This window comes from Paenibacillus sp. FSL k6-2145, assembly GCF_037976585.1.
Classification (GTDB): domain Bacteria; phylum Bacillota; class Bacilli; order Paenibacillales; family Paenibacillaceae; genus Paenibacillus.
In genome coordinates, this window is sequence record NZ_CP150267.1 from 2017477 (window position 1) to 2030561 (window position 13085).

The following is a 13085-nucleotide window of genomic DNA, read 5'->3' on the forward strand; positions in this document are numbered from 1 at the left end:
AAACACAAGCTGTGCTACTCATCGGTGCTATGGTCCTATATGCATATACCCACTTCAAGGCATATCCTACCAGTTTCAGTAAATACCTTTCCTACTTCATTTCCTCCAGCATCACCCGATACCGCCCAATCTGCTCCGCTGTCGCCTCTTCCCGCAATGATTCAAAAGTGAAGTTTGAAGTGCAAACTATTTCAAACTCTGGAGTCAACTAAATCACATACAGATTTCTAAGCAAAAAGAAAGAAGAGTGTTGCACTAAATCAGCATAGACAACACTCTTCATATATTAAATCGATTTAAGCCATCTTGTTTTACTCATTTGCTAACTTAGTATATTTCTAAGGTACGATGTCTCTAAAGTATCATAGGTTATTTCTATCTCGTCCCCAACATTAAACTTAGACAGGTTTATACCACTAACCCAATATACTTCACTATATTTGTTTGATTGTATTAATTTATTAGTATCTTCCTGAAGATCCTCTGGTACCAAATCACTTATTACAAGAATTCTTTTGTTCGATTGATCAATCTCTTTTACATACCCTTGAACCCATTGATCATTTGAATTAAAAATGGTACATGCACTCAATATAAATAACAGTGAACATATTAACAACACCTTCATAAATTTCATATGGACACACCTCCACCAGTAACATCGATGTACTTTAAGGATTAAACAAAATAGAGTTTATGCGGAACATTCCAAATACAAAATTCGTTTAGGGACTAAAGAGGGGGAGTACCATGAGAAGATATTCATTTATCGTCTTAATGATTGCTACAGTTATGATCCTGATTCTTAGCGGCTGCCAAAGTTCTAATCAGCCCGATCAAGTCGGAGTAAGTAAAGTATCAAGGGAATTATACACCTTCTATCCTGGCGAAATTACACAGGTTGATTCTATTGAAATGATGAGCGGCAGTGATGGCACTAAAAAAATAACTACAGATCAAGTGCTGATTCAGGAATGGATTGAAAAGGTACGTGATTTAGAAATCGTACTTGATCCGGACCAAGAAGATGCAACAGGGGTATTGTTCCATGTCACGATGCTTGAGCAGGGAAAAGAAGTGCTGTACATGACACCTACCGATATGAATCATCAGCGAATGCAGCCACAGTTGGAATTGGCTGACCGAATGTCGGAACTTTATGATGCCATAGAATAAAGTTTTTTAAAGCATAATTGAGCATTTATACTCAAATAAAACGGAATCAACATTATCATTTCTAATGGGGAGATGCCCCTCCTAACAGTCAGATTATTCCTGGCACAAACAATACATCTCGGTTTGAGGATTTCAGGAGAATGGGTACAAACAAATAGAACTATAGGTCCTCACAAACAGCATCTAACATGGATTAAAATATAGTATAGATCAAGAACTGAGGATTGAGACGATGACAAAGATACAGATCCCTGTGGATCAAATGACACACACGATTGGCGTGTTTAAGATAGGACACGGGCACTTGCAACAAACACTGACTAGATTAAACGGCCAACTCACTCCCCTACTCGGCGGTTTTGAAGGCGAGACAGCCGAACGCTTTGCCCACTTATACCGTTATGCAGAGAAAAACCTGAATACCACGCTGGAGTTGCTGCATACAATATCTCTTCGTTTGGAACAGATTCGGGAACGTTTTGTCGATACCGATTCTACTATGGTTAACATCTCTGCGTTACTGCAGTATCAGGCCAATCCGGGCACACCTCGTACCAATGATCTTGTTTGCGGCCCTAACGATCCCCCTCCTAAACGTAGCGTTGAGGAACATGTTGATGCCTTTTTCAATCAGGCCGGAGAAAACATATTAGCGATTGGGGACTCTGCCCTGCAACTAGGTAAAGACCTTATCGAACATCCATTAGATACTGCGGGTAACTTCTTGTATGATAATACCATTGGTACCGTTACCGACATAGGGAGTGGAATCGCCTTTAGTTGGAACTATGCGTGGGATAACGGAGATACCCGAGAACAGGCAGAAAAGCATATTGCAGCTGAGTTCGATAAAATGAAGCAAGAAGGCGGAGCAGAGTACGCAGCAAATATCACAACTTCTATGCTCCTCGGAATCTTCGGTAGAAAAGTCGGGATCAAGTCCACTGATGGCAAACAGCATCACTCGCCCCATACGGATTCTGGAGGGGGAAAGGGAAAAGAAGCAGATACGAATTTAAATAGTTATTCTGGAGCTCCCTTTCACTACAGCCAAGAGCCTACAAAAAGAGGTGGCAAAAGTATTGCAGATCAAATTGCTGAACGTGGTTGGAATGATCAACGATTGGGTGAAGCTATGCATGAGCCGGCAGGCACAGTGGATTGGATTGACCAAAGAAAAGGACAGAATAATGCGCCCGTCACTGTATACTATCATGAAGATGGCGGTTACGCCGTTAGAAGAAACGACACGGGAGAAATCATCCAAGTTAGTCAGGTAGATGATCCTAATTGGAGCACATACTGGTCAGATGATGATATAAATTGGATTAAATAGCTCCGGGTTTAAATTCAATTATTAATAGGGAGTAGATCAAATGGTCGATAATAATAATGCATGGAGCACGGAGTATCCTCCTGTTGATATTCATACCGTAAAGACAGTGGAAAAGACTTGGGGTATACAATTTCCCTCTGAGTACATTCATTTCATAGAAAAATATCACGGTGCAGAACCTGCCCAACGGACGTTGAACATTAGTGGAAAAAAAGTGATGTTTTCTTCCTTCTTAACCTTCATCGCATTTGATGAGCTTGATATATTGGATGTATATAATGAGCAAAAGAACAACCTTCCTCCTAATCATTTTCCTTTTGCTATAGATGTAGAGGGTAACCTGTTTTGTTTTAATTACAGCCACAATTCTCAGCCTAATATTATCTATATTGAAACGATAAATTCTTACAACACCTTGGGTGGTCATCTGGCCGCCACAGACTTCACAGCATTTATCCAACAATTTAATTAAACAATCTGACTTCATCCAGTAAGGATGGAGTCTATACTAGAATCAGAATCTTGAAAGGATGCTCTCATGATAACCGATAAAAGCTTCTGATTCGGGAAAATATTTGTGTAATGACCGGCCCCACCGAATCTATAAAGGATTTTGAATAAGAGGTGTTACATATGTTAGTTAAAAAAATAATAGAGGAATGGGACCCCATTGATGTATTTCCCTACGCTCCTGAGGATGAATATGAGGAAGAGGTAAAACAAATTGAAGAATATATTCTTAACGCCAGCTTGGATAAACATAACTTAGCTAAAGAAATATACACGATGTTCAGGAGAAGATTTGGGAGCGATATATTCACTGAAAGTTTAGAGTCATGTACAAATATTGCGAACAAAATTCTCGAACTGCCGCACCTCATAGGCTATACATTATCTAAGCTTCGTACCTACGAATGGGCCAGATATAATATGTTTGCAAGAGAGGACATTTATCATCACACGCCTGGATTTTATTTCAGATTTCGCAATCCAGGGAAGTTGTACAACGAATTAGCTACATGTATAGATGCTTTCCATGGCGAGTTACAATGGAAGTTGTATCTTGGTCTTGAGACTCGCAACCAAAACTACAGCTTGGAACCATATGAAGTATATCAGGCAAGATTAACAGACGAATATAAGAAAAATTATGATCTAAAAGGAATTTTAGGCCATAAGTATAACGAATTATGCGAGAAGGGGATCAGCGATATTCCATCTTTAAGTGATCATATTGAAGCTTGGTTTAATTTACAAAATAAAAAGCCGATTCTTCCTGACCGTGAGTGAGTATACAACTATGACTCAGGTAAATAAAGACTGCGTATGATCAACACAACCATAGGCAGTCTATTCAACGCTCAGAGTGTATATCTATTTAATCAACTTAAATACGCTCTTATCCTATCCCCTCCAAAATCACCCTATACCGCCCAATCTGTTTCTCTGTCGCCTCTTCCCGCAATGATTCCAACAATGCTGTGCACCTTATTAGTCTGTAAGGATTCTATAACCTCTTCTAACCTTAAGTGGAGGTGATCAAATGAGTTTACCAGAGGACGTAGGAAATCGAATACGTGAGTTAAGGAAAGCAAAAGGCTGGACTCAGGAACAACTGGCCGAAGCAGCAGGGCTTCATTACAGCTATATTGGTGGGGTTGAAAGGGGAGATCGTAACATTTCTTTGGAGACTCTTGAGAAAATAATGAATGGATTGCAGGTCACTGCTGAAGAAATCTTTAAATTTAAAGAAGACTCTGAGTACAAAAGAGCCTTGGATGAACATATAACTCTAATAAGCGGCAAAAGTACAGATATAATCTTATCATTGACCAAAATTAGCAAAGAAGTTTTAAATGCTATCGAAAAATCACATAAAAATTCCGAATAAATATCTCTACATCAAAATCATACGCTAACACCAAAAAGAGTGGAGTACGTCTCCACTCTTCTCTTATTTCTCTTTTCAAACAACACCCCGCTCAAACGCCGCAAACTCAATCCGATTTCGCCCATTCTGCTTCGCCTGATACAGTGCCTTATCCACCGCAGCGAATAGCTGCGTCAAATACCCCTCCGGATTGTCCGGTACATGCACAACTTCAAAATCCTCAAAGGATAGAATCCCAATACTAATCGTAATGGACACCTGCATAATCTCGTGATCCACCATGATGTGGTTGGACTCCACAGCTGTTCTTACGCGCTCTGCGATTTGGTTCGCCAAGTCATGCTCCGTATGCGGAAGGTAGATCATGAACTCTTCCCCGCCATAACGCGTCAGGATATCGGTGCTGCGAATCGATTGTTTGACAGCTTCCGCCGTGCGAACGAGCACTTCATCCCCGATGACATGCCCATAGCGATCATTGATCGCTTTGAAGTAGTCGATATCAAGCAGCAGGAGTGAGAATGGTGTTTTGTATTGAATATTGGTAATGACCTCGTGGTTAAGATGTTGGGTCAGATAACGGCGGTTGTAACAGTTGGTTAAACTGTCCGTCAGCGCGAGTTCCTCCAGTTTGCGATTGGCCTCGGATAACTCCTGACGTATCAAGTCCAGCGCCTGATTTCGCTCCTGAAGCGTTACGTTCTGGCGATTCATCTCTTTCACGTAGAAACGCTCCTGTGAGACATCCTGAAACGTGAGAATATGACCGATCGGCACAAGTGCCGAATCCACAATCGGAGAAGATTGCAGGATATAGTGCCGGATATTGTTGTCCCGCTCCACGATTACTTCAATGTGGGAGAGGGTATTTTCTTTTTTCTTATAATGATTCACGAACTCCCGGCAGCTACCCACGACATGAACAGACTCCAGAAAGGCTTCCATATCAAAAGAATCCCCCACATGCAGATCCATAAAGGATCTTGAGGCTTTGTTTGCTTCAACAATGACTTCATTCTCATCCAGTACCAGGATGCCATATGGAATGGTATTGATCACATCCTCATGCGCGATGGAGACCAGATCGAACACATTGTATCTTTTGATCACATAGACAAAGAACAGGTCCGACAGAAAGATCCCCAGCGAAGTCATGCCAGGAATGATCGGCAACCAGCGGGCTAGAACGACATTTAGAATCGCATCAATTGTTGCAAACACAGCCAAGACAAAGATACCCCATAGGGTAATCCTCACCTGTTTTTTGATCATGGCAGACGTCTGCGATGAATACACCGCCCGGAACAGGACGACGAGGGACGCCAAGAAATAGCTCACCAGAATAACCATCACAACCCAGAACCAAGGCCCGTAAGCCCGTTCGATGTATCCACCCTCCAGTGGGATGACGAACTCATTCCATGGATTTGCGACTACACCTATAGCCCCGATCACCGCAGGGACAAATAGCAGGAACGTTCCTTTTGCACTCAAACGCTCTGAATAACCGGTAATAAAAATCGTCAGTAGAAGCCATCCGCTCCCAAGCAGGGAGACCGCGACGAATGATAACGTCACATAGAACAATTGCAGACCGGAATCGTCCGTGAGCGTACTCGCAAATTGGCAGAAAGGCCAGAGCATCATCAACCCGTGAAACAAAAAGTACACCTTATGTAAGTTCGTAATTCTAACCGTAGCAAACACATATACACCTACACCGAACAATAGGACAAATAAAAAGAGATCATACCATACTAATGGGTTCACGAATCTTCTCCTTCTTAGATGCTACAATGACAACGTGGTTGTTCATGATTCTATGTGATACTTATATATAACTTCAATAAACACCTATACAATTCTGCTACGCCATACTTATTGGTTAATTTAACCATATCTTATCACACCACCATAAGGGTGAGTAGCCCATACACTGGAAGTCCGACCAACCTCTGATCGAAATGCTGATCTATTTCTGATGATTTATAAATGCTTTTGAAGGTTTAGAGTACAAATAGGAGAGGAAGATCAGCTACTCGGGAGTTATTCAGCTATCATCAAGTAATTCATATTGAGCCATCCGGCTATCGGACGGCCCTTATATCATTCGGTTACTGCATTTAGAGGGAGGTTGTCCGTGAATAGATCGGGGTTATCCTTCAGCATTTCCGTAATTACCTCTGCTGTCTTAGTCGCATCACACACTCTAACAACCGCATCACCGAGCTTTCCTTTACGCATCGCACCTTCGCGAACCAATACCTCGTCTACTTTCCAGAAATGCTCTGACCATGGCAACCCACAATGCCTGCGGGATGGTACTGAAATCTGGCTTCCATCTGGTAAAACCGTATAAAGCATCTCATGCTCGTCCGTCATTCTGCCAGGGATGTCCACCCACTCTTCGACCCCATGGATAAATGTATTCCGCTTCAAGTCAACGCCTACTAACAAGATCGTCGCTTTTCGATCGAGCAGTTTCCCCCATGCTGAACCTCTCGCACACGGTGTATCGAAGAGATGATCATCCTTCGTAAATGCCTCTGCATCCCTTCCGAGTGCTGCTACCGAGTGCGTAGGGTGCCACGAACGAACCACGCCCGGACGTTTACGGAAAAGCTCAGGCAGAATGCCTACGCAGCATACAGAAGTTTCCACGTGGAACACTGGGTTATCCGCATTAATGGTAGACCACGTATGCGTGGGAAGCACCAACAATCCCTCTTTCATATAGTCGCTAAAGGCATCCAACACCGTGTCTGCTCCACCTTCAACCTCGCCAATACTTTTCATTGAAGAGTGAATGAGCAATGTGCCTTGCCTATCCATACCAAGCTGCTCAAGTTGCTGCATCAAGCTTTCTTTTGTATACATGTCTTTCCTCCTTCATTTCTTATCCCTTTTCGATGAAAAAGCAAATCCTTGCTCAGCTTCTCAGCATAACAAACAAAGGGCCGAGGGTTAACCCCCGGCCACAGAGAAAGAATTTGTATGAGTTCAGGCAGTAGCTACCACTCAACTTTTACTTAATAATAACGTACTCCAGATTCACCAGCTTCGCATACGTCACGATCTGATCTGTCGTCAGGTTTAAGGATACAACCGTATGGTGACCACCACCATTTTCGATCCATGCTTTTACCCCGTCCTGGAAGTTTGGCTTCACGCTCCACAGAACACGTGCTACCGGCAGGTTAGGCGCTGGAACAGTTGGCTCAAATGCAGATACTTCATTGATCAACAGTTTGTAGTGGGTACCGAAGTCTGCCATGGATACCACGACACCTTCGCCTGCTTTGCCATCGAATACGAGACGTGCCGGATCTTCACGATCGCCAATACCCAGTGGGGACACGATGATTCTCGGTTTGGTGCTGGCCAGTGTCGGATCTACTTCAAGCATGTGAGATTGCAGGATCGCTTCCTGTCCAGCGGCCATCTCGTATGTGTAATCTTCCATGAAGCCTGTGTTCTCGTTATGGGCCATGATTTTCAGCAAGCGATCCAGCGCAGCTGTTTTCCAGTCACCCTCACCGGCAAATCCGTACCCTTGACCCATCAGGCGTTGCACGGCCAGACCCGGAAGTTGTTTCATACCATGCAGATCTTCGAAGTTTGTAGTGAAGGCACTGTAACCACCTTCGTCCAGGAAACGTTTGATCGCAATTTCATAACTCGCTTGCACACGTACGCTGGCTTCCCAAGCTTCCTTGCTGTTCGTGCCATAATCGAATTCGTAGAGGTCTCCGTACTGAGCGATCAAATCATCGATTTCCTGCTCTGTTACAGCGTTCACGTATTGCACGAGGTCGCCGATGCCGAAGTAATCAACCGTCCATCCAAATTGGATCTGTGCCTCTACTTTATCACCTTCGGTTACGCCCACGTTGCGCATGTTATCACCGAAGCGCGCTACTTTGATGTTAAAGCTCTCATTATAAGCTACCGCTACGTCCATCCAGTCTGCAACCTGCTGTTGAACTTCTGGGCGCTCCCAGTAGCCAACAACGATTTTATTTTGTTTTCTCAGACGGGCATTGATGAAGCCATATTCGCGGTCACCATGTGCCGCTTGGTTTAAGTTCATGAAGTCCATGTCGATGGTTGCCCAAGGAATGCTTTCGTTGAATTGGGTTGCCAAGTGAAGCAAAGGTTTTTGCAGCAATTTTGTACCACGAATCCACATCTTCGCCGGGGAGAACGTATGCATCCATGTGATGACACCCGCTACTTCATCGCGGTAGTTGACTTCTTTCATCGTGCTCGTGATTTTATCTGCGCTTACCGCCAGATCCTGCAATACGAGCGGGTACGGCAGTACGCCGCTTGCATTAAGGGCATCGGTGATTTTCTGTGCATTGGCTTTTACTTCGCCCAGTGCTTCTTCTCCGTACAAGTGCTGTGAACCGACGACAAACCAGAATTCTTTTGCTGCTGACATATAATCATCCTCATTTCATTATTTTATAGTTGAACTAATGGGTTTACACTAGCACACTGCGCAGCCAGAATAATCTTTCGATCGCTGGTTATCCCCGGATTTTTTTGATTCCCTTTTTGCAAAGGGAAAATCCTGTGATAAAGGCGAACGCTCCGCTTCTCCAGCTTTCTTCTGTCTTCTCCGTTATCGTGTAAAAAGTATAGTTGAACAAATCATTCCCACACTAAACCACTTGGAAGCCAGAACACGCTTCCAGTCACTGTTATAACCTAATTACTTCTGTCCGTAATACGCGTCTTTTCCGTGTTTTCGCAGATAGTGTTTATCCAAAATGCCTTGTGGTAGTTCCTTCGCGAAGTTATTTAATTGCCGCGCGTACAGGTTCATTTTGCACACTTCCTCCAGCACGACACTGTTCACCACCGCAGACTTGGCATCTTTCCCCCACGTAAACGGTGCATGACCATGGAGTAGTACTGCCGGAACAGCCATAACATCAATCCCACGCTGTTCAAACGTTTCAATAATGACGCGTCCTGTCTCTGCTTCGTATCCACGATCCACCTCGTCCTGGTTCAAGAACCGTGCACAAGGCACCGCACCATAGAACGTGTCCGCATGTGTGGTTCCCATAACAGGTACGTCCAGTCCGGCTTGCGCCCAGATAGTCGCCCACGTGGAGTGTGTGTGCACAATACCGCCAATCTCCGAGTAATGCTTATATAGTACGGCATGTGTTGCGGTGTCCGAGGAAGGTCTCATTTCTCCCTCCACGACGTTACCGTCCAGATCAACCACAACCATGTCGCTTGCTTTCATCGTATCGTAGCTGACGCCACTTGGTTTGATCACGAACAGACCGCTTTCCCGATCGATTGCGCTGACGTTACCCCATGTGAATTTTACAAGTCCATGCTTTGGCAGTTCCAGATTCGCCTGGAATACCTCTTCTTTCAGTTGTTCTAACATGTTATTCCCTCCCGTTTTCTACCAGATGGTTTACAGCTGCATGCTCAATTGTGAGTCCACTCCGGTAGCGTTCGATAAATGCTTCAAACCCTTTCACATCCGATGAATCCGGCGCCACTTCGACTCCCTCCACATCGTTAAAGACTTTCTGCTCCAGGAACACATCCAGGCTCTCCTCTTGATCCTTGTTGATCATGTACGAAGCCAGAAGTGCCATGCCCCATGCGCCGCCTTCACCAGCGGTAGACATCACTGATACCGGTACGTTCATTGCAGCAGCTACAATTCGTTGTCCGACCACAGGGGTCTTGAATAGGCCACCGTGAGCCAAAATGCTGTCAATGGCTACATTCTCTTCCTCCGTCAAAATGTCCATGCCCAGCTTGAGTGCACCGAATGCACTGAACAGATGTGTCCGCATGAAGTTTGCCAGATTGAAGTTGCTTTCCGGGGAGCGGACGAACAATGGACGGCCTTTCTCAAGTCCCGTAATGTTCTCGCCTGAGTAGTAACCGTAGCTGAGCAAGCCGCCACCATCAGGGTCTGCCTCCAAAGCCTTGTTGAACAACACGCTAAACAACTTACCGTTATCCACTTCATATCCCATCGCTTGAGAGAATTCGCGGAACAATCCCACCCATGCGTTGATATCACTGGAACAGTTGTTGGCATGCACCATTCCTACTGGGCTACCATCCGGCGTGGTGACCATATCAATCTCGGGATACACTTTGGATAATTCCTTCTCCAGTACGATCATCGCAAATACGGATGTGCCCACGGAGATGTTCCCCGTACGTTTTCTCACGCTATTCGTTGCCACCATACCTGTTCCGGCATCGCCTTCTGGCGGACAGAGCGGAATGCCTGCTTGCAGATCTTGCGAAGGGTCGAGCAACTTGGCTCCCGCTTCCGTCAATACACCTGCATTCTCACCAGCGAGATATACCTTGGGCAGAAGGTCCTCGACTTTCCACGGATAACCTTTGCCTGCGATCTGTTCGTCGAACTGTTGGATCATGGATGGGTGATAGTTATGTGTAGACTCGTCAATTGGGAAAATGCCTGATGCATCGCCGATCCCAATCGCCTTATTGCCCGTCAGCAACCAGTGGATATATCCAGCCAAAGTTGTCAGGTGATCGATCTGTGGCACATGTGCCTCTTCGTTCAAAATGGCTTGGTACAAGTGGGCGATGCTCCAGCGTTCCGGAATATTGAATTGCAGAAGTTCCGTTAGCTCCCTTGCAGCTGCTCCCGTCGTAGCATTACGCCAGGTTCGGAAAGGTACCAGCATTTCACCTGCGCTATCCAATGCGATATATCCGTGCATCATGGCCGAGAATCCGATAGAACCGACCGTTCGCAGCGTAATTCCGTATTTCTGTTCCACATCTTGCTTCATCTCACGATAAGCCGTTTGCAGGCCTGTGATGATATCCTCCTGGTTGTACGTCCAATATCCATCTTTCAGGAGGTTCTCCCATTCATAACTGCCTGACGCGATGGTTTCAAAACGCTCGTCAATCAACACCGCCTTAATCCGCGTTGATCCAAATTCAATACCGAGCGAAGTAGCGCCCTTGGTAATGGCTTCTTTCAAGTCCAGTTGACTCATAATCACGTGTATCCCCTCTCCGGTCGCGATTTCACATCCCAAAGGATGCATATATAAGGTGAAGCTCTTACTTATGACAGTAGCTAATAATGAATTTTGTATAGATGCGTTCCGTTGTGTTTTCAAAGAATGCGCTTTCCTTTTCTGACAGCCTTAGTATATTTTTTGTACGTACATTTGTCAATAATATATAATAGTTATACTTACAAAGAACACATAATGTACTCTATTTGACCATTCAGAGGTCTTATATGGCTATAAAATGGCTATGCTGTAAGGTACACCTCCATCCATAAAGGCTGGATATGTACGGTTTATTTCGAAAAATGTTCGGTTTTATTTTCATCCCATCTGAATCATGCTAGAATATGTACGTACAACTATTTGAACAACAACATTGATATAGATGAGTAACGATGAAAGAAGTGGACTACGTGAAGCCAAAATACCAGGTCATCATTGATGATATTAAGACTCATATCCTTTCGGGGACATATAGCATAGGCGAACAGATCCCAACCGAGTTGGCATTACAGGAAAGCTACAATGTAAGTCGCCAGACGGTGCGGAAGGCTATTTTGGAGTTATCTAATGAAGGGTTTTTACGAAGCGAAAAGGGGTCAGGCACTTACGTTAGCAATCAGTATCGATCACGATCAGGCGGCAATACGTCGAAGAAAACGATCGGTGTGATCACGACATACATCTCGGATTATATCTTTCCGTCCATTATCCGCGGCATTGAGAGTCGTCTGAATGAGGACAACTACTCGTTACTGCTGGCCAGTACCAATAATGATGTAGCGCAGGAGAAAAAAGCCCTCGAAATGATGCTCTCCTACGGCGTCGATGGCCTGATCGTCGAACCGACCAAAAGTAATCTCTACAATCCCAATATTGCATACTACCTGTCGTTCAAGGAGCAGGATGTGCCGTTTACGATGATTAATGCGTTCTATGAGGAGCTGGAGGTTCCGTTCTTCTGTCTGGATGACGTGCAGTCCAGTTATCTTGCCACTCGGGAATTGATTGCCAAAGGCCACACCCAGATTGGCATTATTTCCAAAATGGATGATCTACAAGGCAAGTACCGGATGAAAGGATACATCAAGGCACTGGGTGAAGCGAAGTTACGGTTCCATCCTGAGCAAGTGCTTTCCTTTGATACCGCATCGAAACCAGAGTTATCCTCTAATGTAGCAACGTATCTGGACGAAAACAGGGATGCGCTCACCGCGATCGTCTGTTACAACGATGAGGTGGGACTGGAGGTCGTGCACGCCTGCAGGCAACTGGGCATCTCGATCCCGGATGAGTTATCCATCATTGGACAAGACAATTCGTATATCGCCAAGAACGCCAACATCAGGCTTACAACGCTAACCCACCCCCAAGAACAAATGGGCCGCGACGCTGCCGACTGGGTGATCAAGAATCTGCAAGGCAAAAAGGATCTGCCAACAAACACCTACTATCAACCGGTGCTGGTTGAGGGAGAGACGGTGAAGGAGATCGAAGTGGAATAATATTGTTGTGGGATGGGCGTTAAGTTGTTACCGAGCGTCACTTTCCAACATACTTAAAGAAGGCCGCGAGAATATCTGCGGCCTTCTTTGTTCTTGTTCACTATTAATGAGGGATTACTTCTTCT

At 44.8% G+C, this 13085-nt stretch carries 11 protein-coding genes; 6 read left to right on the forward strand and 5 right to left on the reverse strand.

Translation table 11 applies throughout. The annotated features are described in order from the left end of the window. Positions 1 to 750 precede the first annotated feature (750 nt). The 5 genes from NZ043_RS08870 (at position 751) to NZ043_RS08890 (ending at position 4403) form a co-directional block, all read left to right on the forward strand. Positions 751 to 1176 (forward strand): hypothetical protein, encoded by a 426-nt coding sequence (locus NZ043_RS08870; RefSeq protein WP_133386372.1) that lies wholly within the window; start codon positions 751 to 753, stop codon positions 1174 to 1176. 232 nt (positions 1177 to 1408) lie between these two features. Continuing rightward, positions 1409 to 2512: a colicin E5-related ribonuclease gene (locus NZ043_RS08875; RefSeq protein WP_133386373.1), complete on the forward strand. Its 1104-nt coding sequence runs from the start codon at positions 1409 to 1411 to the stop codon at positions 2510 to 2512. A gap of 40 nt (positions 2513 to 2552) precedes the next feature. Next, positions 2553 to 2984 (forward strand): SMI1/KNR4 family protein, encoded by a 432-nt coding sequence (locus tag NZ043_RS08880; protein ID WP_133386374.1) that lies wholly within the window; start codon positions 2553 to 2555, stop codon positions 2982 to 2984. 161 nt (positions 2985 to 3145) lie between these two features. Then, positions 3146 to 3802: a DUF1871 family protein gene (locus NZ043_RS08885; protein WP_133386375.1), complete on the forward strand. Its 657-nt coding sequence runs from the start codon at positions 3146 to 3148 to the stop codon at positions 3800 to 3802. 253 nt (positions 3803 to 4055) lie between these two features. After that, entirely contained in the window at positions 4056 to 4403 is a 348-nt protein-coding gene (locus NZ043_RS08890) for a helix-turn-helix transcriptional regulator (RefSeq protein ID WP_133386376.1), read from the forward strand. Positions 4404 to 4478: 75 nt separating this feature from the next. On the opposite strand, the gene NZ043_RS08895 is transcribed toward NZ043_RS08890, so the two are convergent. From NZ043_RS08895 to NZ043_RS08915, 5 genes are all read right to left on the reverse strand, one after another. Next, complete coding sequence (locus NZ043_RS08895) at positions 4479 to 6173, reverse strand: diguanylate cyclase (RefSeq protein ID WP_339311526.1); 1695 nt, start codon at positions 6171 to 6173, stop codon at positions 4479 to 4481. A 336-nt stretch (positions 6174 to 6509) separates the two neighbouring features. Further along, positions 6510 to 7280, reverse strand: a complete 771-nt coding sequence (locus tag NZ043_RS08900) for an AAC(3) family N-acetyltransferase (RefSeq protein WP_339311528.1) — start codon at positions 7278 to 7280, stop codon at positions 6510 to 6512. 148 nt (positions 7281 to 7428) lie between these two features. Then, positions 7429 to 8847 carry an L-arabinose isomerase gene (gene araA / locus NZ043_RS08905; protein WP_339311530.1) on the reverse strand — a complete coding sequence of 473 codons (1419 nt, stop codon included), beginning with the start codon at positions 8845 to 8847 and terminating at the stop codon, positions 7429 to 7431. 273 nt (positions 8848 to 9120) lie between these two features. Further along, the gene (locus tag NZ043_RS08910; RefSeq protein ID WP_036611813.1) at positions 9121 to 9816 is read right to left on the reverse strand and encodes an L-ribulose-5-phosphate 4-epimerase; all 696 of its coding nucleotides are present in this window, start codon (positions 9814 to 9816) and stop codon (positions 9121 to 9123) included. A 1-nt stretch (position 9817) separates the two neighbouring features. Continuing rightward, positions 9818 to 11434 (reverse strand): FGGY-family carbohydrate kinase, encoded by a 1617-nt coding sequence (locus NZ043_RS08915; protein WP_339311532.1) that lies wholly within the window; start codon positions 11432 to 11434, stop codon positions 9818 to 9820. A gap of 434 nt (positions 11435 to 11868) precedes the next feature. On the opposite strand from NZ043_RS08915, the gene NZ043_RS08920 reads away from it, so the two are divergent. Further along, complete coding sequence (locus NZ043_RS08920; RefSeq protein ID WP_339312704.1) at positions 11869 to 12960, forward strand: GntR family transcriptional regulator; 1092 nt, start codon at positions 11869 to 11871, stop codon at positions 12958 to 12960. Positions 12961 to 13085: the final 125 nt, after the last annotated feature.

Coding starts and splice junctions, on each gene's coding strand:
- NZ043_RS08885 (WP_133386375.1), top strand. CDS start 3,146: ATGTTAGTTAAAAAAATAATAGAGGAATGGGACCCCATTGATGTATTT.
- NZ043_RS08880 (WP_133386374.1), top strand. CDS start 2,553: ATGGTCGATAATAATAATGCATGGAGCACGGAGTATCCTCCTGTTGAT.
- NZ043_RS08910 (WP_036611813.1), bottom strand. CDS start 9,816: ATGTTAGAACAACTGAAAGAAGAGGTATTCCAGGCGAATCTGGAACTG.
- NZ043_RS08870 (WP_133386372.1), top strand. CDS start 751: ATGAGAAGATATTCATTTATCGTCTTAATGATTGCTACAGTTATGATC.
- NZ043_RS08890 (WP_133386376.1), top strand. CDS start 4,056: ATGAGTTTACCAGAGGACGTAGGAAATCGAATACGTGAGTTAAGGAAA.
- NZ043_RS08915 (WP_339311532.1), bottom strand. CDS start 11,434: ATGAGTCAACTGGACTTGAAAGAAGCCATTACCAAGGGCGCTACTTCG.
- araA (WP_339311530.1), bottom strand. CDS start 8,847: ATGTCAGCAGCAAAAGAATTCTGGTTTGTCGTCGGTTCACAGCACTTG.
- NZ043_RS08875 (WP_133386373.1), top strand. CDS start 1,409: ATGACAAAGATACAGATCCCTGTGGATCAAATGACACACACGATTGGC.
- NZ043_RS08900 (WP_339311528.1), bottom strand. CDS start 7,280: ATGTATACAAAAGAAAGCTTGATGCAGCAACTTGAGCAGCTTGGTATG.